Origin of the sequence: Peptostreptococcus sp. D1 (assembly GCF_900112955.1) — a bacterium.
Lineage (GTDB): Bacteria > Bacillota > Clostridia > Peptostreptococcales > Peptostreptococcaceae > Peptostreptococcus.
Window position 1 is genome coordinate 34,006 of sequence record NZ_FONP01000001.1, and the last position, 25,602, is coordinate 59,607.

Annotated in this window: 23 protein-coding genes; all 23 read right to left on the reverse strand. The window is 33.4% G+C overall.

All coding sequences use genetic code 11. The annotated features are described in order from the left end of the window. Nucleotides 1–129: 129 nt before the first annotated feature. Nucleotides 130–816, reverse strand: a complete 687-nt coding sequence (locus BM120_RS00165) for a Crp/Fnr family transcriptional regulator (protein WP_177187334.1) — start codon at nt 814–816, stop codon at nt 130–132. A 279-nt stretch (nt 817–1,095) separates the two neighbouring features. Further along, entirely contained in the window at nt 1,096–2,190 is a 1,095-nt protein-coding gene (locus tag BM120_RS00170) for a YkvI family membrane protein (RefSeq protein ID WP_091992480.1), read from the reverse strand. Nucleotides 2,191–2,237: 47 nt separating this feature from the next. Next, complete coding sequence (locus tag BM120_RS00175) at nt 2,238–3,533, reverse strand: glycine/betaine/sarcosine/D-proline family reductase selenoprotein B (RefSeq protein WP_091992481.1); 1,296 nt, start codon at nt 3,531–3,533, stop codon at nt 2,238–2,240. 13 nt (nt 3,534–3,546) lie between these two features. After that, nucleotides 3,547–4,833: a glycine/sarcosine/betaine reductase component B subunit gene (locus BM120_RS00180; RefSeq protein ID WP_091992482.1), complete on the reverse strand. Its 1,287-nt coding sequence runs from the start codon at nt 4,831–4,833 to the stop codon at nt 3,547–3,549. Between the two features lie 22 nt (nt 4,834–4,855). Next, complete coding sequence (locus BM120_RS00185) at nt 4,856–5,233, reverse strand: GrdX family protein (RefSeq protein ID WP_091992483.1); 378 nt, start codon at nt 5,231–5,233, stop codon at nt 4,856–4,858. A gap of 434 nt (nt 5,234–5,667) precedes the next feature. Next, nucleotides 5,668–8,313: a pyruvate, phosphate dikinase gene (gene ppdK / locus BM120_RS00190; protein WP_091992484.1), complete on the reverse strand. Its 2,646-nt coding sequence runs from the start codon at nt 8,311–8,313 to the stop codon at nt 5,668–5,670. Nucleotides 8,314–8,336: 23 nt separating this feature from the next. Continuing rightward, nucleotides 8,337–9,176 (reverse strand): pyruvate, water dikinase regulatory protein, encoded by an 840-nt coding sequence (locus tag BM120_RS00195; protein ID WP_091992485.1) that lies wholly within the window; start codon nt 9,174–9,176, stop codon nt 8,337–8,339. Nucleotides 9,177–9,220: 44 nt separating this feature from the next. Further along, entirely contained in the window at nt 9,221–9,859 is a 639-nt protein-coding gene (locus BM120_RS00200; RefSeq protein WP_091992486.1) for a transcriptional regulator CcpN, read from the reverse strand. Nucleotides 9,860–10,108: 249 nt separating this feature from the next. Next, the gene (locus tag BM120_RS00205; RefSeq protein WP_091992487.1) at nt 10,109–11,002 is read right to left on the reverse strand and encodes a class C sortase; all 894 of its coding nucleotides are present in this window, start codon (nt 11,000–11,002) and stop codon (nt 10,109–10,111) included. A 69-nt stretch (nt 11,003–11,071) separates the two neighbouring features. Beyond that, entirely contained in the window at nt 11,072–11,968 is an 897-nt protein-coding gene (locus BM120_RS00210; RefSeq protein WP_278335301.1) for a class C sortase, read from the reverse strand. Nucleotides 11,969–11,975: 7 nt separating this feature from the next. Continuing rightward, nucleotides 11,976–12,848 carry a class C sortase gene (locus BM120_RS00215; protein WP_091992488.1) on the reverse strand — a complete coding sequence of 291 codons (873 nt, stop codon included), beginning with the start codon at nt 12,846–12,848 and terminating at the stop codon, nt 11,976–11,978. A gap of 17 nt (nt 12,849–12,865) precedes the next feature. Continuing rightward, nucleotides 12,866–13,807 carry a SpaA isopeptide-forming pilin-related protein gene (locus BM120_RS00220; protein WP_091992489.1) on the reverse strand — a complete coding sequence of 314 codons (942 nt, stop codon included), beginning with the start codon at nt 13,805–13,807 and terminating at the stop codon, nt 12,866–12,868. A 410-nt stretch (nt 13,808–14,217) separates the two neighbouring features. Then, nucleotides 14,218–16,281 (reverse strand): glycine--tRNA ligase subunit beta, encoded by a 2,064-nt coding sequence (gene glyS / locus BM120_RS00225; RefSeq protein WP_091992490.1) that lies wholly within the window; start codon nt 16,279–16,281, stop codon nt 14,218–14,220. Continuing rightward, entirely contained in the window at nt 16,274–17,158 is an 885-nt protein-coding gene (gene glyQ / locus BM120_RS00230; RefSeq protein WP_091992491.1) for a glycine--tRNA ligase subunit alpha, read from the reverse strand. Before glyQ ends, glyS begins: the two co-directional genes overlap by 8 nt. Before the next feature lie 85 nt (nt 17,159–17,243). Further along, complete coding sequence (locus BM120_RS00235; RefSeq protein WP_091992492.1) at nt 17,244–17,822, reverse strand: DUF4342 domain-containing protein; 579 nt, start codon at nt 17,820–17,822, stop codon at nt 17,244–17,246. Between the two features lie 15 nt (nt 17,823–17,837). Further along, nucleotides 17,838–18,575 carry a DNA repair protein RecO gene (recO, locus tag BM120_RS00240; protein WP_091992493.1) on the reverse strand — a complete coding sequence of 246 codons (738 nt, stop codon included), beginning with the start codon at nt 18,573–18,575 and terminating at the stop codon, nt 17,838–17,840. A gap of 55 nt (nt 18,576–18,630) precedes the next feature. Then, nucleotides 18,631–20,004 carry a magnesium transporter gene (mgtE, locus tag BM120_RS00245; protein ID WP_091992494.1) on the reverse strand — a complete coding sequence of 458 codons (1,374 nt, stop codon included), beginning with the start codon at nt 20,002–20,004 and terminating at the stop codon, nt 18,631–18,633. Nucleotides 20,005–20,021: 17 nt separating this feature from the next. Beyond that, nucleotides 20,022–20,924: a GTPase Era gene (gene era / locus BM120_RS00250; RefSeq protein ID WP_091992495.1), complete on the reverse strand. Its 903-nt coding sequence runs from the start codon at nt 20,922–20,924 to the stop codon at nt 20,022–20,024. Between the two features lie 72 nt (nt 20,925–20,996). After that, nucleotides 20,997–21,731 carry a diacylglycerol kinase gene (locus BM120_RS00255; RefSeq protein WP_091992496.1) on the reverse strand — a complete coding sequence of 245 codons (735 nt, stop codon included), beginning with the start codon at nt 21,729–21,731 and terminating at the stop codon, nt 20,997–20,999. After that, nucleotides 21,712–22,197 (reverse strand): rRNA maturation RNase YbeY, encoded by a 486-nt coding sequence (gene ybeY, locus BM120_RS00260; RefSeq protein ID WP_091992497.1) that lies wholly within the window; start codon nt 22,195–22,197, stop codon nt 21,712–21,714. The genes BM120_RS00255 and ybeY overlap by 20 nt, the downstream gene beginning before the upstream one ends. A 10-nt stretch (nt 22,198–22,207) precedes the next feature. Continuing rightward, nucleotides 22,208–23,206: a PhoH family protein gene (locus BM120_RS00265; protein ID WP_091992498.1), complete on the reverse strand. Its 999-nt coding sequence runs from the start codon at nt 23,204–23,206 to the stop codon at nt 22,208–22,210. A 303-nt stretch (nt 23,207–23,509) separates the two neighbouring features. After that, nucleotides 23,510–24,061 carry a ribosome hibernation-promoting factor, HPF/YfiA family gene (gene hpf / locus BM120_RS00270; protein ID WP_091992499.1) on the reverse strand — a complete coding sequence of 184 codons (552 nt, stop codon included), beginning with the start codon at nt 24,059–24,061 and terminating at the stop codon, nt 23,510–23,512. A gap of 201 nt (nt 24,062–24,262) precedes the next feature. After that, nucleotides 24,263–25,492, reverse strand: a complete 1,230-nt coding sequence (locus BM120_RS00275; RefSeq protein WP_091992500.1) for a TDT family transporter — start codon at nt 25,490–25,492, stop codon at nt 24,263–24,265. Between the last annotated feature and the right edge of the window lie 110 nt (nt 25,493–25,602).

Genomic DNA, 25,602 nt, shown 5'->3' on the forward strand with positions numbered 1-25,602 from the left:
TTTTGTAAAAGGTATCCCGCATTCTTAAAGCACAAAAATGAATGCTTGGATACTTTTTTTGCACGTTGCTTACCAATAGCATCAAGTATTAGTTCTTCTGATATATCTCCATTTATATTGTATACTGCTTCAAAGCAATGATTTCAGATATTCTTTATCTAAAACTCTAATATTTTTTCTGTTAAATTGGATTATTCCATCCTTATCTAGCTGAACAAGCTCCTGATTTAGACTGCTTCTATTAACATGAAGCATATCTGCAAGAACCTCTTGTGAATTTGGTATCTCAATTAGTTCGTCTGAATTATTCATATATATTAGCCAGTAACTCAGCCTTTCAATAACTTTTCTATACTGCACTCCTCTCAACAAAACCTTGCTGTAGCAATTATACTTAGCAACAAACTGCAAAATATTTTTTAAAAACACAGGATCCTTGTCAATAATTTCCTTCAGCTCATCGACTGGAAGCCACACAACTCTAGATTTTTTAAGAGCCAATACATTGAAGAAATAGTTTTTTACACCGCCGTAGATTAAATAAAACGGAAAAGCATCTCCTGCAAAATAATATGATGAATGTTGTTCTCTTGCAAAGAAATACGAAGAATTTAATTCCTTCCCTGATGATGTATATTCGGTTGATTTCAAAACACCTTCAATAATTATTGCGAAATGCTCAATTTCCTGTCCTTCTCTAATTATCATAGTGTTTGAATCATAAGTCACTTCTTTCTTGTTCAATTTCTCAATAGCATTTTTCGACTCCTCCGAAATTCCTCTAAAAATACTTCTATCCCAAAATGTATTATCCATTCGCATTCCTCCAAAAATATCCTTATTTCATACTATCACCTACAAGAGATAAACGTATCAATATCGTAAATATCTATACTAAATACTGTTAAATATAGATTATCTATATTATAACATAGAAACTAACTCATTTACAAAATAAAAAACACTTAACACCCAACTTTATAAAAAAATGAAAAAGGCTATAACTTTTACAATAAGTAAAAATCAAGCCTAATTCATCAAGAGTAATTATAATAAGTATCTCTAAAGCAAGCTTTAGCTATGCCAGTTCATCTATTATATTTTTTTCCATTGAATAGATCTAAAAATCATTATAAATAATAGAGCTAAACCAACATATCCGTTCAGTACATATACGTAATTGACCAATGTGTCAAACTTTAGAGTTAGACCAACAAACATGCCAGCTATCCCAAAAACAATTGACAACAGTCTAAATTTTGAGGTCTTTTCTTCTGCAAATCTCGATACAACTGACCACAATAACGGAACAGAAGTAGTGTATATCCCAAAAAGAATTATTACTGAAAATAGATTTGCAAGCATTGGATGAATTTCACCAGCCAATATCAATGTTGGAATCTGACTTCCTTTCAATGTACTTATTGAAAAGAATATACCCAGCGACATTATCAAAACAGCCAGTGAAAATCCTGTTGCCCCCCAAAATGCACCTAATTTACCTTCCTTGTCACTATTTGCACTCGCTCCTATCTGCCCTAGAAACGCAGCCAACCATAGCATACAGAAACCCACATATGATCCTGCTGACAACAGCCAATTTGAATTTGCTATTTTAATCTCCTTGCTTGCCACAAGATCTCTAACAACGTCATTTGCAGTATTCATTCCATCTAAATGAGTAAATATACTTACTCCACCTACAAAAATTGCAATTACAACTATCACTGGTCCAATATTACCGATAACTTCAACTATCCTATTCAAACCGAATATAGCTGTGATAATTACGACGATGCCCATTAGAATTCCCCCAGCATAGGGTGACCAATTGTAATGTTGTGCAGTAGTTGCGCCAGCTCCACCTATCATTACCGTATACGATAAGAAGATAAAGAATACTGAGAAGTAATCATAGAACGTTCCCAAGGCTTTCCCACAATAATATCTATAAATGTCATTTGGTGTATCAAACCTATTATTATATCCAGCAGATATAAAGCTAAGTCCAACATATGCCAAAAGTACAAAGCAAAGTATTACTGCCAAAATGCCTTTATACCCAAGCGCTGTAAAATACTGTAAAATTTCTTGACCAGTTGCGAAGCCAGAGCCTATTAATAGGGCAATGAATGCACCAGCGTAATTAATAACCTTTTTCGTGCTTATCTTTTCATTTTTTTCAATCATAAAAATCACCCATTTTCATTACTTAGTCAACTTCTAATAGTGTTTAACTAGAATATTGTCGGTCCGTCAACTTCAGTTGTAAGAGCATCTAATGCCTTACCAACAAGTGAATTTCTTAAGTCCAATTCCTTTTCGCCTTTTTCTGGATTACCTACTGGGTAAGGTATTGCTATAGTAGGTACTATTCTGTTTGCTCCAACAGATTTTGATATTGTCACAATTGTTGCCATATGAACAATCGGAATCCCATATCTTTCTATTTCTTTTACTATCGTTGCACCGCAACGTGTACAAGTACCTCACGTAGAAGTTAGAATAACACCGTCTACACCAGCAGCCTTCAATTCTTCTCCTATTTCTTTACCGAATACAATTGAATTACCTATTGCTGTACCAGTACCAGTTGTAGTATAGAAATCTTTGTACACACCTCCGATAATACCATCCTTTTCAAGCTGCTTAAGTGAGTCCAAAGGAACAACTCTATCTGGGATTTCATTCGCATAAACTGGATCATATCCACCGTGTATTGTGCAGAAATTCCCTTCCAATTTATCCAATTTTGATATATCATATTTACCCCATTTCTGAGCAGATGCCGATTGAATTCTATCAGGGTTTCCCATAGGTACAATACCACCAGTAGTAACCAATGCAATTGTAGCCTTTGAAAGATCTTTTATAGCAGGAGCTGGATCTACAGTATCAAATACTGGCATTGGAAGCTCAGTAGTAAACGGCTCATCGTTGAGTCTTTTCATCAGCATTTCTATAGCTCTTTGAGAACCTGTTTTTTCAGAGAATACTGTTAGCCTTTTGCCTTGTGCAAAATAGTCGTCAATATCTGGTTTAACCACTTCTCCGTTAAGTATTTTTTTAGCTATTGAAACCATCTTTGGAAGTGATTTTCTCATTGTACCTGCTGAATCACCAGTTTTTACAACATATGCGACCTTTCTTGCAGAATCTAGTCCTGGATTTTCTTCATACATCCCTGAAACAACTGGGATACCTGCCTCTTTTTCGAAAAATTCAGCCACACCTGAACAAGCCATACCGTATCTACCAGCATTGAAAGCCGGACCAGCCACAACCAAATCAGGCTTTACATCTTCACATATTTTCTTCAAAAATTCCAAAGACTCTTCTTTGTTTTCATTAAAAAAATTATCTCCACAAATAATAGTACCAACTAATCCTCCATCTTCTGATATCGATTTTGCAAATACTTCAGATGGACCAATTCCTCCCTCCTTGAACATTGGTGCTATACCAGCCTTGTCTTCTCCACCAATCTGTCCAAAGAACTGATTTAGATAAAATAAAACCTTCTTTTCAGACATATCATTTTCCCCCTTAATAAAGTTCTACTGTTGCATTGTGAGTACCAATTTCAGAAGTTGCACCTATTACCGCATTTAACTCACACTTCATTGTTCCGTCTTCACTATTATAAGCACCAGCCCATCCGCCAGCTATATTTGCAACTGCCTCAGGATCACCTAATACTCTATCTGCTTTTCCAAGCTCAACAACATGAGAAACATTTCCTGTAGATACAACTGCAACTGCCTCTTTGGCTATATCAGTAAGAGGTTGGCTCATTCCATCCCAGCCAGAGCATTCGTCAGTTATCAGCACAGTTTTTATTCCTTGTCTTTCTAGCCTTGAACAAATCATTACCAAATCTGAATCAGGATTTCCATAGCCTTCTTCAGATACCACAACTCCATCAGCACCCAGCATCTTACAAAGCTTTGCAGTATAATCACAAGATATAAATTTACCATTCAAGGTTGTCATTTCAGGAACTAACACAACTCCTAAGAAATTTATTTTCTTTCCATGAAGCTTGTATAATTCCTTTATTACTGCATTATTTTGATGCTGATAAGTTGTTATTTTATCACAAGCTGCAACACAGTTACCACTTATTACTGCTCCATCCAATTCTTCATTTGGAGAAATCAATGTAGGTAAAATATGTGCTGAGTCAACACCATAAATATAGCTTGCATGAAGAAGTCCCTGTGAAATAAGCATTTCGGCATACACGACCTTTGGAAGGCTTGGATATTTTTCAGTTTCTTCATCATTGTCACCCATTTCATATACTTCAACTTCATCAGAAGTTAAACCTTTGGCTGCCAAGCCGACAAGCTCAGAAGTTTTTAAACCAATTATTCGGCAAGTTTCTTCATGCTCATGAGGCGTCAATCCATCAATGACACTTATATCAACAACTATATTATTAGTTTTTGAAAAAGGAGTCCATTTTGCACCTTCTCCCCACATATCTATGATGCCCTCCTGAAAACCAACTATATCACCTATTGTGACAACGGCAACACCCTCAAGAACGTTAGCAATTCCATTCCCTAACTGAGCAACATCACTCGTAACACCGGCAAAGCCGCTGGCTCCCTCAACTTTAAACCTAGGCTGAATAACATCCTTCACCGGAATTATTCTAGTCTTTTCACCAGGCTTTGCAATATCGATTTTAATTGCTTTAACATTTGGAACTTTTTTCAGTTCTTCAATCAATGAATCCTTGTCGATAAACAAAGTAGATCCATCAACCTTTGTCTCTTTTCCAAATTCAACATTGTTGATTTGAATTTTTCTAAGTTCTAGTTTCAAAATACTTCACCCCTTTAATAAATTATAATATTTCATTGATAAAATCGTTTTCATATATTGCAGATTTTATCAACTCATAATCAATAACCTCATAGTCTCTTCTATTTCTCTCGTCGACATTTCTCTCTCCCATTGTTACCTTGTATTTTTCAATACTGTTTTCTATGACCTCAATGGAATTTTCGTCAATAGCTTTCAATTCCTTGCCAATTAATATTGACCGAATTGGAGAATACATCATCCTTATACTTGCTCCAAGAGGATATGATATAAGCTCATGCCCTAAATGAATACAGCTTCTTACCTCTAATAGCACATCAAAAAAATCGCCTTCTACAAAAATGATATTTTCATAATTATCTTTTACAATTGTATTATTAGTAACAATCGTAAAATCCATAATGTCACCTCCCTTTATATTATTTCAATTGTATTTTATAGAAAATTTTATAGAAATATTTTATATGGCTTTGAAAATTATATTTAACATTTTATTTGCATATATTATGTACTTTGTTAAAATAATTATAATATGAATATCCATATAAACAAGTTGCCTATACAACAGTTTTCAGATTTTTTAAAATATTATATTTTTATTCTAAATATAGATTTTTTCTATATCTTAAAATTCAAAATAAAAATACCGTTAATCAAAGGCTTTATACACCTCTAATCAACGGTAAATCTACTATAAATTACACTATTATATTTTAAATTAGCTACTTTATTTTATAATTAATTTTCTAATAATTCAGTTATAAATATACTTATTTATAACAATTTATCATCAAAACCAACATTAATTTATTATTTAAGCAATTACTAGATTAATTATTTATCTCTTTCGATTGCCCCACTTCTCTTTTTTATTGTTGACTGAGCAACAGCTAATCTTGCAATTGGAACTCTGAATGGTGAGCAAGAAACATAGTTCAAGCCTTGATTATAACAGAATTCAACTGATGATGGTTCTCCACCGTGTTCTCCACAAATTCCTAGCTTCAATTCTGGATTAGTACCTCTTCCAAGTTTTACAGCCATTTCAACAAGCTTTCCAATACCTTTCTGATCAAGAACTTGGAATGGATCTTTTTCAAGAACACCTTTATCTACGTATTCACCTAAGAATTTACCAGCATCATCTCTAGAATATCCGAATCCCATTTGAGTCAAGTCATTTGTTCCAAAGCTGAAGAAATCGGCAGCTTCTGCTATTTCATCAGCAGTAACACAAGCTCTTGGTATTTCTATCATAGTACCCACAGTATAATCCATCTCTACACCTGCTTTTTCAAGCTCAGAATTTACTGCCTCCTCAATAATTGGTCTAAGCATCTTTAATTCATTAACTGTTCCGATTAATGGCACCATTATTTCAGGCACTACCTTGTGTCCATCTTTCATCGCTAGTATTGCCCCCTGCGCTATTGCTCTTGCTTGCATTTCACAGATTTCTGGATATGTTACAGCCAATCTACAGCCTCTATGACCAAGCATTGGGTTGAATTCATCCAAATCCACTACTCTCTTCTTCAATTCAGTAGGTCTTATTCCCATTTGTTTTGCTAATTCTTCTATTGCAGAATCCTCATGAGGCAAAAATTCATGTAGAGGTGGATCCAATAGTCTTATATTACAAGGTCTTCCATCCATTGCCTTGAATATACCATGGAAATCCTCTCTTTGGAATGGAAGTAGTTTATCCAATGCCTTTATTCTATCTTCGACATTGTCAGCCAATATCATTTCTCTAACAGCCGGTATTCTTTCTTCTTCAAAGAACATATGCTCAGTTCTACAAAGACCGATACCCTCAGCACCAAACTCAATAGCTTTTTTTGCATCTCTTGGATTGTCGGCATTTGTTCTAACCTTCATGTCTCTGATTTCATCAACCCAGCCCATAAATACGCCGAAGCTTCCTCCAACTTCAACGCTTGTCATCTCTATTGAGCCAAGGTATACACAGCCAGTTGATCCATCAATTGACATGAACTGTCCTTCTTTTATAACTCTGTCGCCAACTCTTATTTCCTTTGCCGCTTCATCTACTCTCAATTCACCACAGCCTGCAACACAGCATTTTCCCATACCTCTAGCAACAACTGCCGCATGAGAAGTCATACCACCTCTAGCAGTCAAGATACCTTCTGAGCTTACCATACCTTCTATATCCTCTGGAGATGTTTCCTGTCTGACCAATAAAGTTTTTTCACCAAGCTTTGCATGCTCAACAACGTCATCAGCATGGAAGTACACCTTTCCTGAAGCTGCACCTGGAGATGCTGGAAGACCTTTTGCTAGCAATTCAGCAGATTTAAGCGCCTTTTGATCAAATGTTGGATGAAGCAATTGATCCAATTGACCCGGCTCTATTCTCATTATTGCCTCTTCCTTATCTATTACGCCAGAATTTACCAAATCAACTACTACATTAATTGCAGCCTTTGCAGTTCTCTTTCCATTTCTAGTCTGAAGTATGTAAAGCCTTCCTTTTTCGATAGTGAACTCTATATCCTGCATATCCTTATAATGACCTTCTAAAATCTGTGTTATTTCAACAAATTGATTGTACATTTCAGGCATATCGTTCTTTAATGTATCTATACTCTGAGGTGTTCTGATTCCAGCAACAACATCTTCTCCTTGTGCATTTATTAGATATTCTCCAAATAATTTGTTTTCTCCAGTTGATGGATTTCTTGTAAATGCAACACCAGTTCCACTATCAGTACCCATATTACCAAATACCATAGATTGAATGTTTACCGCAGTACCAAGATTATTTGCTATATCGTTTAATTTTCTATAAACAACAGCCCTAGGATTGTTCCATGATCTGAAAACAGCCTCAATCGCCAACAGCAATTGCTTTTTCGGATCTTGAGGGAAGTCCTCTCCAACCTCTTTTTTATAAATATTTTTAAACTCTACAACGATTTCCTTCAAATCATCAATACTTAACTCAGTATCAAATTTGTATCCCTTTTCTTCCTTTACTCTCTCTAAAACATTTTCAAATTTGTATTTTGGTACTTCCATAGCAACATCTGAGAACATTTGAATAAATCTTCTGTAGCTGTCATATGAAAATCTTTCGTTATTAGTTGATTCTATCAGTCCTTTGATACTAGTATCATTAAGACCTAGATTTAATATTGTATCCATCATACCTGGCATTGAGAACACAGCCCCTGATCTTACAGATACCAATAATGGATTTTTCTCAGCTCCAAGAATTTTCCCCTGTTCTTTTTCCAATTGAGCTAATTTTTCATCGATTTGATCCAATATTTCTTTTCTAATCTTGTGATCATTTTCATAATAATCATTGCAAGCTTCAGTAGTAATAGTGAAGCCCTGAGGTACAGGAAGACCAATATTTGTCATTTCTGCCAAATTAGCTCCCTTACCACCCAATAGGCTTCTCATATCCTTATTACCTTCATCAAAACTATAAACAAATTTTGTACTCATGTTTTTCCTCCTGTAAAAATACACTAAATATCGTAATCCTTAATTATTGACATTCCATTTTCTTTTAAAATATCCAAAATTATTCCAGCTGTTTCTTCAATTGCCTTGTTGGCTACATTTATTACTGGGCATTTTAAATTCTTCATAACCTCTTCGGAATAGTCCAACTCTTCTAAAATTCTGTCTAACTTCGCATAATTGGCACTACCCGAAAGTCCCATCGACTTCAATCTTTCTACTCTAATTGTGTTCAATTTTTCAGGTGAGTTCGTCAGACCTATTATTTTTCTAGGGTCGACATTTGCAAGCTCCTTTGGAATCGGAACCTCTGGAACCAATGGTACATTAGCAACCTTAATATGCTTGTTTGCCAAATACATACTCAACGGAGTCTTTGAGGTTCTAGAAATGCCAACTAAAACCAAGTCAGCCTTTAACAGCCCCCTCGGATCCTTCCCATCATCATACTTTACGGCAAACTCAATCGCTTCCACTCTTTCAAAATATGACTTGTCCATCTTTCTGATTAAGCCTGCTTCTCTAAGCGGCTTTGAGTTCGACTTAGTACTCATTTTAAGAATTATACTTGACAACAAATCCACACTCTCTATTTCATTTTCTGTACAGTAGTCTCCAGAATAATTTGCCAATTCCTCACTTACCAAGCTATAAAGAACAAGAGCGTCATTTTTTTTCGCCTCATCCAAAACCTCCTTCAATAATTCAGTTGAATTTATAAACGGATATCTTCTAATATCCCATTCCTCTTTATTTTCAAATTGAGAAATACAGGCTCTAGCTATAGTTCTAGCCGTTTCTCCAAGTGAATCTGATATGATAAAAATCATCATTTTTTTATTCATAATACCTCCATTTCGTTAACATCTATATTATCCTCTTTATTTGATTATTTATCCATTAATTCTAAGAAAAGCCTCGTAATAGATGTTTTTGAAATTTTTCCAACTATCTTCATCTTGTGAATATCGCCATCTTCATACCTAACGACAGGTAAACTATCAACTTCTCTAGTCACCAGCATCCTAGCAGCATCGCTAATCGAATTATCCTCCAAAACTGTCGCAATATTTGGCATTCTAGTCATAGCCAATCCAATTGGATCATTTTTTATATCCTTGTTTCCCATTGTGGCCTTTAACAAATCTTTTCTAGACACTACTCCACAAAGATAATCATCATCATCGATAATAAATACTCCACCGGAATCCTCTAAAAAAATATTAACTATAACATCATAAACTGTATCATTCTGCCTCGCAGTCAGAGGAACTCCCATTACATCAGAAACTTTCAATTGCTTAAAAGATGTGCTTTCATTCGAAAAATTACCTTCTCCGACGTAAAAATATCCCACCTTTGGTCTAGCATCTAAAATTCCTGTCATAGTCAAAACAACCAGATCAGACCTCAAAGTCGCCCTAGTTACATTTAATTTGTCGGCTATTCTTTCTCCTGTAATCGGTTCATTCGACTTGACGATATCAATAATTTTTAATTGTCTATCATTCAGTTGAATATTAATCACCTACTTTCAAATATAATATACAACTTCCTTTAAATGTGATATACCATTTCTATATAGTATATTATAATACTAAGTTCAATTTAAATCAATAGTATATATAAATAAAAATAATCTACATTTATTTATTGTATAGACTTCAAAGTCAATTTTGCATTGATTCTTTATAAAAATATTCATTTACAACAAAAAACCGCAGATAAATCGACATCTGCGGTAAAATAACCTCAAAATTAAATAAATGGTTATACTCTATCTATTCAAAAGAAACTTTTTAAATTTTAATATCACAAAGAAAAAGAATATCCATCCAACCAGAGTGATTACATATATAAAAATTTCAGTTACTAGCACGGTTATATTTTTTGAAGTCGTTTTTATTATTTTAGTATCAGATTTGTTCTCATGCCTTGAAAGCTCATCTTTTTCAGCTCTAACACAATTCACCAAAAGTCTATACGGACTTGGAGGTCTTTTGGGATGACATGAAAGTAAGGTCAACATATCCTTATCTTTAATCGGCTTTAATCTTTCCCACTCGGAAGGTCTGATAATTTCCGTATCGTCAACCACATACTCCAAGATATTACCTTGTCTATTGATATATACCTTATCTCCCTTTTTAAGCTCTCCAAGATTCAACAGCATCACATCTCTGTACCAGCCTCTATGCCCTGCAATAACAGTTCTGGTACCAATACCTCCAACAGGAAGAGATGTTCCATCTATCTGCGCAACACCATTTGCAAGATGATCATATGTTGCATCTAGTCTTATTGGTTTCTTGACATTAATAGCAGGAATCACAAGATAAGCAAAAACCTTGTCTGGATTTTTTTTATAAAAGTCATACTCCACTTTATATTCATCTGCAATAAAGGGATCTACAATGTTTTGATCATTATTCATGACTTTTTTATTATAGCTTTCAATTCCGTTCCTTTCATCTTCATCTATACTCTGTCTCTTAGTATCTTCAATATATTCATCATATTCTCCATTTGATTTTATATTGTTTATACTCAAGGAAGTAAATGCAGAAAGCGGCAGTAGTATCCCTGTAAGAATCAACATATATCCCACTATTTTTTTGCATCTATTTTTACTTATTTTGTATTTGGGTTTTTCCTCTTGTTTTCTTGTCATTTATATATCAACCCCATTCAGCTTCTAGAATAGAACTATACACCTATAGCCTTATCTAGCATTCTTTTCTTATTTTTCTTTTTTCCTATGATTTTTTATATATCTATACACAAGATAGAATAAAATTAATAAGCATAACACAATCAATAATGCTTTAAATATTCTATAAAACAATGCTTCTGCTTCAGCCTTTTTATGCTCACTAGCAACATACGGTATCCTGTAACCTGTTACAAGCAGTCTATGCGAATTTATCATATACGGAGTACACGTCAATAGAGTACAAAAATCGTCACCCTTTGTCACCAGCACTGGTTCAAAATTGCTCGGCTCTACAGTCAGAATTCTATCGACCTTATATGCCAAGGTCTTTTCTATATTGTGAACATAAAATACATCCCCTTTTTCCAATTTGTCCAGATTAGTAAACAGCTGTGCTGTTGGTAATCCTCTATGTGCTGTAATAACAGTATGAGTGCTTTTACCACCGATTGGAAGAGATGTTCCTTCCAAATGCCCGGCTCCTTTTTGCAATACTTCTTCAGATGTACCAGCATAAATAGGTAAATCTTGGTCTATTTTTGGTATTTCAATATGACCAATTTTCTCTTTTATCTCTAACATTCTAGCATATTCAGCAATACCTGCCTTTTGCTTTACAGAAAATGCATCCACCATTTTGCTAGGATCAAGTGTCGTATTATACGCTTTAGCCAATTGAATTTTTTTCTTTATCTCGGCAGTCGGAAATTCATCTTTAGCCTTTTCAAATTCTTGGACCTGAAAATTCGATTCAACCCTATAATACAACTTTGAAACCAATGGATACATCAGTATTAAAAACCCAAAAATGAACATTAGAATAAAAATCGTATTTTTCTTTTTATCCAAGCATTGCTCCTTCGGGCCTTTACTTTTAACTACTTTTGTTTTCTTATTGTTTATTTTTCTTTTCAATTCATCCACTTATTTTTCACCTTACACTATTTTTACGCTTACGAAGTCTTCTCCATATCCATAGAATAAGTATCAATATTACAAGTAAAACAGCCAAGCACTTTGCATAGAATATCAAATCATTCTTTTTCTTCTGAGCATCATTTTTATTTGGAACATAGGGAACTCTATGTCCTCTAACTAAAAGACGATGAGTGTTGATCATTATTGGAGTACATGTCAACAATGTCGCATAATCCTTCCCTTTTACTACGAGCAAATCATCAAAATCTGAGGGTAGAACAGTAATTATTTGATCAACCTTATATGCCATTGTATATGATATATTATGAATATAAAATTCGTCACCTATTTTTATTTTATTCAAATCTGAAAATAACTTTGCAGAAGGCAATCCAGAGTGCGCAGTTATAACAGTATGAGTATTTTTACCACCAACTGGCAAAGAGGTTCCTTCAAGATGACCAGCTCCTTTTTGCAAAATGTCTTCAGTAGTTCCCGCATAAATAGGAATATCTACATCTATTTTTGGAACCTCAATATGCCCTATTTTTTCTTTAACCTCTAACATTCTAGCATATTCCCTAATGCCCTCACTCTTTTTCTTTTTATCATAGGGATCGTCGGGAACATTGCTATTCAACGAAGAATTATATGCTCTTGCTAACTCAATTCTCTTATTTACTTCGTCATCGGTTAAGGCTTTTTTCGCCTTTTCAAAATCTTCTACTTGAAAATTTGACTCTACTCGATAATATAGTCTTGATACCTGAGGGTACAATAAAACAAGTAGCCCCACTATGAAAATCATAATAAAGGGCAACTGGCTTTTTTTCTTATTTTTTTTATTTTTCTTAGATTTTTCTTTATTATTTAAGATGTCTGACATTCAATCCTCCATTCATTCTAGATAAATTGTTTATCGTCACGCACTAATCTATACCCCAACAAGCACAGAACAGCACCACCTACAGTTAACAAAATTAACATAACATCGCCTGTTTTAGGAATTATTATAGATTCAATTGACGATGTGTCTTCAGTTGTATTATTTCTATTAAAAATGGAGTTAAATTTGTTTTCGATTTTTAATACGTCACTAATATCCGACTTACTATTTACAACAAATTTAATGGATTTTGACAGTGGCAAATATCCATTTGGTGATTTTGTCTCCCATAAATAATATTCTCCATAAGGGAGATTGCTTACGAAAAATTCTCCCTTGCTATTTGAGGCTACAATATATTCTTTTGAGCCTCTTTGAACAGCACTATAATATCCTCCCACTTTTTTCATAACTTTAAATGTAGCACCTTGCAGAGGAGTCTGAGCACTATCATTCGCAACCTTCAAAAACTTATAGCCACCATAATCTTCAGTAGTTGGAGGTGAATAAAGCTTTAGTTTGATATCAGTTGTTATACCATCTAATGCTACGTTTATAATAAATGAAGAAAGAATTCTGTTATCACCCACATTCAATAACTCTCTAGCATAGTAGCTTCCACCTTTTTCAAAATTAATTTTTATGATTCCATCACTAGACATGGAATTTGTAATAATTGAAGCTCCATATTTTTTATACCTATCATTTAATTTTTCTGTAGAATAACTTTCAAGAGATTTTGCCAATGAAATCTTATCATTTTCGTCAGTTATCTTATCTGATACTCTCCAAAGCTGCAGCTTTCTCCCTATTAAATTTTTCCCATTTTCAGAATTCAAATGCATTGATGCATCAAGTTTTATTTCTGCCATGCTTTCAGCATAGGAATATGATTGAAGAAATACAACCCCTAAAATCAATACAAACACTATTACTCTTTTTATTTTGTTAATTTCCATTTTCATACCTCGAAATATAAATAAAATACAAATTTTAATTGAACGCATCTATATAAATATAAACAGATAAATGCATTAAAAAACATTGTCTCACAAATACTACCTAAATTAATAAATACACGCAAAATACATACTTATATTATACATTTGAACTATATATTAATCAATAGATTTTATAATTTTTTTATTCTTATTTAATTTCGATATATTATTTATATATTATTTATATGTTATTTTCAAATCACATTACACCTTTTTATCAATCATACGATAATAAAACACCTGATATAAAATTAAAAATCGCCATATCCATTTATTAATCTATAGAATATGGCGACAATTTTAAGTTAACCAAATAATATTATTAAATTTTATTGTATATTTTCAAAAATCACAATATAATTATTGTTTTATTTATACACAATCTTTGAAAGATCACATATTTTTAACATCGAGTTATATATAGACTTCAACAAACCTAATCTATTATTTCTAACAATTTCATTTTCATCCATAACCATAACGCTATCAAAGAAATTATCTATGCTAGATTTTAACCCTGCAAATCTATCAAGAGCTTTTGTATATTCTTTTTGTGCTATAAATATATCAATATCTTTGTCAACATCAATAAATGCACTGTAAAGCACCTTTTCGGATTCGTCACTTAGTAGCTCAACAGAAACCTTCTGATTCTTAGCTTTTTCGGCTAATGTCGAAACTCTGTTAAATGCCACTAGCATATCAGTTAGAGAGTCTCTATCTATCCATTTATTGATCGACTCTGCTCTAGTAAACAAATCTAGAATATTTTTTTCATCAATAGACAAAACTGCATCTATAACATCGTATCTAATACCGAAATCTTTAAACATATTTGCCATTCTATCGTTAAAGAAAGATATTATTTCGGCAGTTACTTTCTCTTTATCAAAGCTTATATTCTTGTATTCATCCAATGATTTCCCAATTAATTTTGCTAAATCTAAATTGATATTATTTTTGATCAGTATAGTCAGTATTCCCAAGCACTGTCTTCTTAACGCAAATGGATCAGCAGAACCCGTTGGTTGAATTCCCAACGCAAAAAATCCTGAAATTGTATCAATCTTATCCAATATAGAAAGTATTGAGCCTTCAATAGAATTTGGAATAGTATCACCACTAAATCTAGGTAGATAATGTTCAAAAATTGCTGCTGAAACTAGCTGCTCTTCTCCATCAATTTTTGAATACTCCATCCCCATATATCCCTGTAGTTCGTCAAATTCAAATACCATGCTAGTCACCAAATCAGCCTTGCATAGATATGCAGCTCTCTGTAAGGCAGCATTATTTAATTCAAAATCAGCTTCAACATTTTTTGCTAAATTGTAAATTCTATCAGACTTATCCAATAATGTACCTAGCTTTTCTTGGAATACTACATCACTTAATTTAGCTCTATAGTGCTCCAAGTTATTTCTAGTATCCTCTTTAAAGAAGAACAATGCATCAGCAAGTCTCGCTTCCAGGACTTTTTCATTTCCCTTCTTTACATTTTCTATCATATAATCATTACCATTTCTAACAGCAACAAAATTTGGCATCAGATTTTCATTTTCATCCAAAACGGGGAAATATCTCTGATGTGACTTCATAGGTGTTTTTACAACTTCCTTTGGAAGAGAAGTGTATTCCTTGTCAAATTCTCCATAAAATGCAGTTGGATATTCTACTATGTAAGTTACTTCAGCTAAAAGCTCCTCGTCCATATCTACTTTTCCATTTATGCTTTTTGCAACTTTGTTAATCTGTTCAAGAATCAATGATTTTCTTTCAGCTTGATCCAGTATGACATAGTTTTCTCTTAACTTTTTCAAATAGTCGTCTAATCCATATACTTCAATCGATTTCTTGCCCAAAAATCTATGACCTACTGTAGTATTTGAAGCAATAATACCTTCCAAATCAACTGGAACAACCTCGTCGTTTAACATAGCAACCAGCCATCTTATGGGTCTTACAAATCTCATATTTTTTCCGCCCCAACGCATTGACTTTGGAAATACAACTGATTTTACTATTTCAGGCAATACTTCCATTAAAACAGTTTTTGTATTCACTCCAACATCTTTAATAGTTGCAAAAAGATATTCATCATCACCAATATTTTTGAAGTATACATCAGCTTCTGATAATCCCTTTCCACGCATAAAACCCAACGCCGATTTTGAGAAATTACCATCTGCATCAAGCGAAATCTTCTTGGATGGTCCCTTTACTTCTTCTTCAAAATCAGCCTGCTTCAACGCAATATCATCAACAACTAAAACAAGTCTCCTAGGCGTTGCAAATGTATTTATTTTTCCAAAACTAACTCTCTTTTCATACAATAGCTTTGTCAAATTGTCCTTCAACTGATCTAGCGTCGATTCCACAAATCTTGAAGGCATCTCTTCTATTCCTATTTCATATAATAGATAATTACTCATTTACTTCACCTTCCTTTAATAATGGGAATCCAAGCTCTTCCCTCTGTTTGATGTATGTTTCTGCAATTAATTTTGCAAGATTACGTATTTTTCCTATAAATGCAGCTCTCTGACTCACAGCAATAGCACCTCTAGCATCCAAAGTATTAAAAATGTGTGAACACTTCAAAATGTTGTCATAACAAGGAATCACTAGCCCAAGATCAGCTATTCTTATTGCCTCTGCTTCGTACATATCGAACATCCTAAACAACATTTCATAATCACATTCATCAAAGGCATATCTTGAATTCTCATATTCCTGCTTTTTGAATACTTCTCCATATGTTATAGTGTCATTCCATTTCAAATCGTAAACACTGTCCACATCCTGAATATACATGGCTATTCTTTCAAGTCCGTAAGTAATTTCACCAGTTTCCAGCTCGCACTCTATACTTCCTACCTGCTGGAAATATGTAAACTGAGTTATTTCCATACCGTCCAGCCATACTTCCCAACCAAGTCCCCATGCTCCGATTGTTGCAGCTTCCCAGTTATCTTCAACAAATCGAATATCATGTTCATCAGGATTGATGCCTATCGCTCTCAAAGACTCTAAATACAAATCCTGAATATCATCTGGAGACGGTTTTAAAATAACCTGGAACTGGTGATGCTGATATAATCTATTTGGATTTTCCCCATATCTCCCATCTGCAGGTCTTCTTGAAGGTTCAACATAGCATACACTCCATGGCTCTGGTCCCAAGGATCTCAAAAATGTATTTGGATTCATTGTCCCAGCACCTTTCTCAACATCATAAGGTTGAGTCATTATACAGCCATGCTTCGCCCAGAAATTCTGTAAAGCCAAAATCATGTCTTGAAAATTCATAAAATTCCTCCCAATAAAGTTATATTTTAAATAATAATCGGTAAAAATACCGATTATTATTTAATGCTTCAGATTTAATTATTTATTACTTTTCATCTTTTCGATCTTCGTCTATCAATTCCTCAGTAATATCGCTTGATGTTTCATCATCAGCCTTTTCGGTTTTAAAACCAGATTTAATATCATTAAAAGAATTCACAAACATTTCCTTCAATATCTCTATCTTTTCATTGTTCAATGTACCCAAGTCTACTTCATCAGTGCTTTTTTCGTCAACTATTTTAACTGAGTATTTAGCCAATACTGCTGCAGATAATCCAAACAGTGCAAATAGAGGCATTGCCGCAACACCAATAACACCTACAGTTAACGGCAAATTCAAAATAATCTTACCTTCTTTTTCTACCTTAACCCGAATTACATTACTCTTTATGATCAATTCAGTCAACTGTTCTTTTAGCTTTTCTCCTTCATGACTGATTTTTTCATCAAAATATTCAAATCTTTCATCTACACATGGGTCAACATGAGCCTCTTCAATTAAGATTATTGCTTCTAAAACATCTCCATTAGTCTTTTCCAATGCCTCTTTAGCTTCTTTATATGTAGCAAATGGCACTCTCTCTAGTACCGCATCTACCTTTTCTATTGATATTGTAGTCATAGTATTACCTCCTCACTATTTTAACAAATCTAAAGGCAAAAAATTTACATTTTCAAAATGTGCAACCAGATACCGCTTCAATAGGAAAAAAAGCTCCTTGACTAAAATCGGTGAAACTTTTGCCTTGTTACAATCTATTATATCATTATTTAGTATATATTGCATGAGTTCTATAGTAGTTTTATCAAGTTTGATGAAATTTTTTTCAAAATCACTACAATTTCCACAAATTACACCACCTTTTTTCAAGGAAAAATATGAATATGATTGAAATTTTTTCCCACACGAAACACAATTACTCAAATCAGGTCTATACCCCATATAATCTATGAATTTCAATAAGAAAATATCTAGCAGGAACATTCTATCCTCAACTTGCTCTGAAAATAAAAACAGAGCTTTCACAAATAGCTCAAAAAGCCTGTTATTTGTCTGACCTTCAACAATATTATTTTCAACCAATTTCGCAATAAAGCTAGTGTATGCATAGCTTTCTAAATCTTGACTTATGTTATAAAAGCTTTTAATAGATTCTCCCTGGCTGAGTGTAAACATATCTTTTTGTTTTTTTAAAACATAATTGTTGTAAGAAAAAATTTGAGAAATCGGCAAAAATCTACTTCTTTGTCTCTGTGCACCCTTTGCTAAAGCCGATACCTTACCATATTTTCTAGAAAATATAGTTAATATCAAATCATTATCGTTGTACTTTATTGTTCTCAATACTACACCTTGAGTATTTAGAATTATCATATCTATTCTCCTAAAAAATTTCCCTCCTAATTATCAAGGAGGGAAAACAGTATTATTAAAGGATTATCGAAATCAGTAATAGATAAACGAACATCCCAATTATATCCATACAAACAGTCACTATCGGAGAAGAAATCACTGACGGATCAGACTCCATTTTTTCCAAAATCATCGGAATCAATGTTCCAAATGTGGCTCCTAGTATTATATTTATAAGTGTGGCAATTGAAACTATCATAGTAATACCTACATTACCTACAAACAGTGAAACTATTATCGCAATAATAACCGCTACGACTATACCGTTTATAATACTACTGATTACTTCTTTTTGAATAGTGGCAAAATCTACATCACTGTCTTTGCTTGTTAGGTTGATTATTGTAACAGCCGAGGCTTGTGAGCTAGCATTTCCACCCATAGCAATCACAATCGGTGCAAAGAAAATCAATTTATACATCTCTGTATTCATTAATTCCTTAAAATTCATAAATATATACACCGTTGCAAATGAAAAGATTGCAGTTATTATCAACCAGAGAACTCTACCTCTTACACAAGATAAAATTTGTTCTCTCAAAGTAGATTTTTCATTTTCAGCAACATCTCTCTCGTGTTCGTTACTTCCAGCAAATTTATACATATCCTCTGTAGCTTCTTCTTCCATCACATCAAGTATGTCATCGACGGTAATTATACCCTTTAGTATGCCTCCGCTATCTACAACAGGTATCGCAACTAGATTATATTTGGAAACAAGCTTTACAGCCTCTTCTCTATCATCGTTATCACCTACGGATTTAACATTTTCAACCATTATATCTTCAACGATTGCAGAATCTCTTTCTAAAAATAAATCTCTAAGTGATAAGACACCAACTAGCTTCTTTTCATTGTCAATTACATATATATAATAAATAGAATCCGCATCGACGGCTTCAGCTCTAATATGCCTGATGGCTTGAGCAACGTTTAAATTTTTGTTAACAGTAACATACCCCTTTTTCATCGTAGAGCCAGAAGTTTCGTCCAAATAAGCAAGTAATTCTCTCAATTCATCCTCATCTTCCTTGCTGACAAGATCCAAAATCTTCTCTCTTTCATCATCTTCCAATTCTCTCAAAATGTCAGACAAATCACCCAACGACATTTCATCAAGAATACTCCTAGCGTGTTGTTCATCAATCATGGACACAATGCTGGTAAAAAACTCCACATCACACTCCTCCAAAATTGAAGCGGCTGTATCAAGTGGAAGTATTTCAAATAATTTTACCTTGTCAACTTCATCCAGCTCAAGTAAAACATCGTAAATATCCATCTTGTGATATTCTTCAAGCATTTCTCTCAGCTCAATGAGCTTATTTTCATCCATCATTTCTTTTACATCATTAAACAACTCTCGCGACGAGTCCTGTTTTTTGTCCATATTACCACCCTTTTAAACTAATCCCTATTTTCATTTAAACCAAAATTGTTAATATAATTGCGTGAATTTCTCCAATTTTCTTTGACTTTTACCCAAAGCTGTAAATTTACTTTTATTCCTAAAATCAACTCTATTTCTTCTCTGGCAGACTTTCCAATACCCTTTAGCTTTCTGCCATTTTTCCCAATGATTATACCCTTGTGTGAACCTCTCTCACAATAAATAACTGCTGAAATATCGACAATATCGTTTGATTTTCTGATTTTCATTTTTTCTATCTCAACAGCTACACCATGAGGAACCTCATCATTCAAGTACATCAACACCTTCTCTCTAATCAGCTCTGAGACCAAAACCCTTTCAGGCTGGTCAGTCACCATATAATCCGGGAAATATTTCGGTCCTTCTTTTAAATTAGACTTTATTACGTCTACAAGCCGACTTACATTCGAGCCTTTAAGCGCTGATGTAGGAACAATCTGTTCAAAAACCTTTAAATCGTCATACATCTTTATCAAGTCAAACAGTTCTTCCTTATCGGCAAGCTTATCAACTTTATTTATAGCTAAAAAAACTGGTGTCTTTGTCCTTCTTAGATTTTCGATTATCATTGAATCTCCCTTTCCAATTTTTTTAGAATCATCAACTACGAAAATAATGCAATCAACATTTTTGAATGCATCTTCTGCAGATTTCACCATAATTTCCCCAAGCTTATTCTTAGGCTTGTGAATGCCAGGAGTATCCAAAAAAACGATTTGGCAATCTTCGTCGGTAAAAACAGCTTGAATGGTATTTCTTGTAGTTTGTGGTTTATCGCTCATAATAGCGATCTTTTCTCCGACAATACTGTTCATCAATGTTGACTTCCCAACATTAGGTCTACCCACAATACTCACAAATCCAGATTTAAATTCCATATATTTCTCCTAACCTATACTATGTCTCAGTATATTATATCACAACTAATAAATACAGTAAACATATTGATATTAATAGAAAAGTCCCAACTGGAATACGACTATTGCTATTAATACACCGAGCATTGCACCTGCCATAGTTTCCCAAAATGTATGTATTTTACCTTCTATCCTACTCTGCGCAACTAGCACTGCCATAAGATAAGACAAGGATGATGGTTCTACTCTTTCAGTCATCAGAGTTATAGATGTTGCCAATGCAAATGCCAATGCAGAATGTCCACTAGGCATTCCACCCTTCAATGGTGTTCCTGTAAATGTAATCGTCTTTACAACAACAACAGCTATAAGAACGATAACTATACATATTAGCGTTACATGCAGCTCGGACTCTCTTATCCTGAAAACGAGATTTCCTGTCAAGGAGGTCAATTTGTTGTAAAAAAGTATATATGCAACTACGACGGAATACAGGGCTGACACCAAAACTGCTCCAGCAGCTACATCCTTTGCAATTTTGGCAAGAATGTTATATTCAGATGTTATCAAATCAACGGTCTTTTCAATAGCAGTGTTTATCATTTCCGTCACCACAACAAGCGTTATTGCTCCTAACAATAGAATAAATTCAATCTTTGAAAAATTAAAAAATAAGCTTGCCATCAATACTCCAAAAGAAGAAAAATAATGAAACTTCATATTTCTCTCACTTCTAAAGGTGTACATTATACCTTCAATTGCAGCATTTACAGATTTCACAAAGCTTTGCTTTCTCTTGTTCTTTTTTTTATATTCTCTCTTGCTCATATTTTTGCCCTCTAGTTATCCCTAGGGAATCCAATACATATTTTTCTTTTACATGCATTGCCTTTGCCTCATCCTCCTGAATATGATCATATCCCAAAAGATGGAACATACTGTGACATACTAGGAAGCATATTTCTCTTTCAAAGCTATGATTGTATTCTATTGCCTGTTGTTCAGCTTTATCAATGGAAATCACAATGTCCCCCAAGGAATATTCTTCATATTCAATGTCAAAATCTTCATCGCTCAGCATTGGAAAAGACAAAACATCCGTAACCTTATCGATATTTCTGTAATCTCTATTCAGGCCTTTTATTTCATCATTCGTAACGAAAGAAAGGCTTACTTCATAATCATCTGAATAACCTTCATGTTCCAAGCAGGCAACTATTACCTTTTCAATTTTTTTCAATAAATCTTCGCTGATATCTCTATCATCCTGTCTATTATCCAAAATAATTTTCATCAAAGCTCACCTATCTTCCCTTTTTACTTTTGTCCGATTTACTTTCCTTATATTCCATTTTTTTATCGTGCTTTGCATAAGCCTTGATAATTCTCTGTACTAATTCATGTCTGACAACATCTTTTTCAGTCAATTCCTTGTAACCAATTCCTTTTACTCCTTCAAGTATTTTTATAGCTTGCACTAATCCGCTTTGTTTATTTCTCGGTAAATCAGTTTGTGTTATATCACCAGTTACCACTGCTTTGGATCCAAATCCAAGTCTAGTCAAAAACATCTTCATCTGCTCTGGTGTTGTATTTTGAGCTTCATCCAAAATAATGAATGCATTATCAAGAGTTCTACCTCTCATAAACGCCAATGGAGCAACTTCTATAGTACCTCTTTCCAAAAACTTATTGAATTTGTCAGGTCCAAACATATCAAATAAGGCATCATACAAGGGTCTTAGGTATGGATCCACCTTATCCTTCATATCACCAGGCAAAAATCCCAACGATTCACCTGCTTCCACAGCCGGTCTAGTCAGAATTATTCTTGTAACTTCATCTTGTTTAAATGCCTTCACAGCCATGGCAACTGCCAAATATGTCTTTCCTGTACCTGCTGGTCCAATCCCAAAGGTAATATCATTATTTTCAATAATACTGACATACTCTTTTTGACCATGTGTTTTGGGCTGTACAGGATTTCCCTTCTTTGTAATCACAATAGTGCCTTCAAGCTCCTTCATTCTGTCCTCACTACCAGAAAACATCAAATCTATAGTATATAGGATTTGTTGGCGATCGATCGATTTCCCACTCTGAACTACATCATGAAGTTCTTCCATTAATCTCATTGCCATTTCAAGATTCTTTTCTTCACCTATTAGGATAACCTTTCCTTCTCTTAATATTACATCTATACTCAAATTTTTTTCAATAAGCTTCACGTTTTCGTCAAAATTTCCAAATAGCTCTCTTTCAAATTTCGGTTCATATATCTGAAATTGCTTTTGTGTAATCAAATTATCCACTCCTTTTTCTATAAAAACTATACGTTTTAATTATATCATAAATTCCATTAACCATAGTTCGTTTTGTGAAAATTATTTAAACACATATAAAATAGATTTTCAACATCATCAATTACCTTAGTAAATTTGTTTTATATTTAAATGAGTTTTGTTTTATGTTCAAATCAGTATAAATAATTTAATTATGCATAAGGAAAAGAGGTTGAGCATTAATCTGCTACAACCTCTAAAATAATGTGAGACAATTATATTATAATTATCTCTATATATAAACCCTCTAAGGATTCAAATTTATTAATCCTGCTCAATTATACCATAGCCACCATCGCCTCTTCTATAAACTAGACAAACCTCAAACGTATCCTGATCTTTGAATAGGAAAAAGTCATGTCCTAGCAAATTCATCTGTAAAACCGCCTCCTCTGGACTCATTGGTCTAAGATTAAATCTCTTTCTTCTCTCAAACACCAAGTCATTTTCCTCTGGAAGCACATCAATCTCCTCTTCAACCAATTCATTAAACTGCTCGAATCTTATGGTATCATTTCCCGTAGTTCTAGATTTGAATTTATTTTTATATTTTACTATCTGCCTATTAAGCTTATCGCAAACAATATCGATAGCAGAATATAAATCTTCCTGGACATCTTCGGCTCTGACAATATGACCATTAATGTTATCTAAAGTAACCTCCACTTTTTGCTTTTCTTTCTTATTTGCACTTACTGTAACTCTTAATTCAGCATCGTCATTAAGCAGCTTTTCAAGCTTGCTAAATTTTTTTTCAATGTATCCTGTAATACCCTCTGTAAGTTTTATTTTTTTACCAGATATAGCTATCTTCATAAAAACATCTCCCTTCGGTATCAATTATTGATACTAATTTTGTTACTTATAATATACTATGATTTAATATATATTAAAAGTCTTTTAATAATATTTTTTTTATGATAAAATAATATGTAGGGGTAAATTTACACCTCTACATATTATTCCAGTTGCTTAAACTAAATCTCATGCTAAATATTTTTTTTCTTCTTTTTTAATCTAGTCAATCAAACTAGAAAATTTATCCATTTCTTCCTCATCAAAAACCTTTTTTTCTTTTTTAATAGCCTGATTTTCCAATTCACGCTTACCTGTTTCTCGAATTTTTCTAGAAGACCTCGACCTTACAGCTTTCTTTTCTAGCTTATCATTTTTTTCAAAATCAGATGTGCTGTTTTTTCTTTTTTCCCTAGATAATTTTCTTTTCTTTGATTTATTCCTTGAAGAAAATAAATCAGATAGTGAAAATCTATTAATAGCAGCACTATTGTGGTTTGAGCTTGTCAGATTCAAATGTGTTCCTTCAGTGGATGGATCATCTAATACATTTATTAGATATGCCAACAATACAATTGAACATATGATAAATACAACTACATATTCTACATCCAGCAAATATTGGAAAAAACCATAGTTTAATTTTTTTGAAGCAAATAAGTCTTTTGCGACCGAAGTAGCATACAGAGTAATAGAGCTACTAACCGTATAACATGACCACCCTGGATAGAATCCATTAAACGCCTGCAATAAACTATTTATCAAAACTACGACGAAAATTATTTGTAGCAAAATCGTCATCCACAACACCATACTAAAGCTAACTTTTTCAGAGACAAATACATACGCAGGTATAATAATTCCTAATGGTACACTAATCAACGAAAATAATGGCTTGTAAGCATTTTTTACCTTCTGTCTCTTAACAAAAATCGAAATAAGTATCGGAATCGCCAAAATCACACTAACGAAAACAATAAAGCTCAGCGTGGCTTTCCCAAAAACTATCATGCCGAAATCTCTACAAGTTATCGCTCCAATCCCAAGTCCTGTGTACACCAAAAACCAGGAAGGAGTTACATTATTAAAGTTAAAGTTAACAACATACCTAATAGTAAAGATAACAAGTATTACACTATGAAGTATTACTCCAACAACCCAAATATAAATATTTGCCTGTCCAAAGACACCCTTCATCCAAATTGATATCATCATTAACGCCATTGTGATAGATGTAAACATAGACATTCCAACGGATGTCTTAAAGCTTTCAATTATCTTCTTTGGGTTCAACAGCATACTTGCAAATGTCAGGACAATCAATATCAACGATGCCACCATACACAAGTCGCTCAAAAAAGTATTCACCCCTTGAAATACATTTCCTAAAATTACCCAGCCAAGTGCTAGTGATGTTATTGGCGTAGGTATTTTGGATGTAAAATCTTTCAAAAATATCACCTCTCGAATAATCTATTTTATATAGTTTTTTTACAAAATATAAAAACACTCAAAATTGAGTAAAAACCACTTTGTGCTAATATATTTTAACATAAATATAA

Bases quoted from the DNA above. Each gene is read 5' to 3' on its own strand.
- hpf (WP_091992499.1), bottom strand. From the start codon at position 24,061: ATGAAGATAGCTATATCTGGTAAAAAAATAAAACTTACAGAGGGTATT.
- BM120_RS00165 (WP_177187334.1), bottom strand. From the start codon at position 816: ATGGATAATACATTTTGGGATAGAAGTATTTTTAGAGGAATTTCGGAG.
- BM120_RS00185 (WP_091992483.1), bottom strand. From the start codon at position 5,233: ATGGATTTTACGATTGTTACTAATAATACAATTGTAAAAGATAATTAT.
- BM120_RS00235 (WP_091992492.1), bottom strand. From the start codon at position 17,822: ATGACTACAATATCAATAGAAAAGGTAGATGCGGTACTAGAGAGAGTG.
- glyS (WP_091992490.1), bottom strand. From the start codon at position 16,281: ATGAGTAATTATCTATTATATGAAATAGGAATAGAAGAGATGCCTTCA.
- BM120_RS00195 (WP_091992485.1), bottom strand. From the start codon at position 9,176: ATGAATAAAAAAATGATGATTTTTATCATATCAGATTCACTTGGAGAA.
- BM120_RS00220 (WP_091992489.1), bottom strand. From the start codon at position 13,807: ATGGAAATTAACAAAATAAAAAGAGTAATAGTGTTTGTATTGATTTTA.
- BM120_RS00255 (WP_091992496.1), bottom strand. From the start codon at position 21,731: ATGAGCAAGAGAGAATATAAAAAAAAGAACAAGAGAAAGCAAAGCTTT.
- era (WP_091992495.1), bottom strand. From the start codon at position 20,924: ATGGAATTTAAATCTGGATTTGTGAGTATTGTGGGTAGACCTAATGTT.
- BM120_RS00170 (WP_091992480.1), bottom strand. From the start codon at position 2,190: ATGATTGAAAAAAATGAAAAGATAAGCACGAAAAAGGTTATTAATTAC.
- ppdK (WP_091992484.1), bottom strand. From the start codon at position 8,313: ATGAGTACAAAATTTGTTTATAGTTTTGATGAAGGTAATAAGGATATG.
- glyQ (WP_091992491.1), bottom strand. From the start codon at position 17,158: ATGAATTTTCAAGACATGATTTTGGCTTTACAGAATTTCTGGGCGAAG.
- BM120_RS00215 (WP_091992488.1), bottom strand. From the start codon at position 12,848: ATGTCAGACATCTTAAATAATAAAGAAAAATCTAAGAAAAATAAAAAA.
- recO (WP_091992493.1), bottom strand. From the start codon at position 18,575: ATGATAATTCTAAATACTCAAGGTGTAGTATTGAGAACAATAAAGTAC.
- BM120_RS00205 (WP_091992487.1), bottom strand. From the start codon at position 11,002: ATGACAAGAAAACAAGAGGAAAAACCCAAATACAAAATAAGTAAAAAT.
- mgtE (WP_091992494.1), bottom strand. From the start codon at position 20,004: ATGGACAAAAAACAGGACTCGTCGCGAGAGTTGTTTAATGATGTAAAA.
- ybeY (WP_091992497.1), bottom strand. From the start codon at position 22,197: ATGAAAATTATTTTGGATAATAGACAGGATGATAGAGATATCAGCGAA.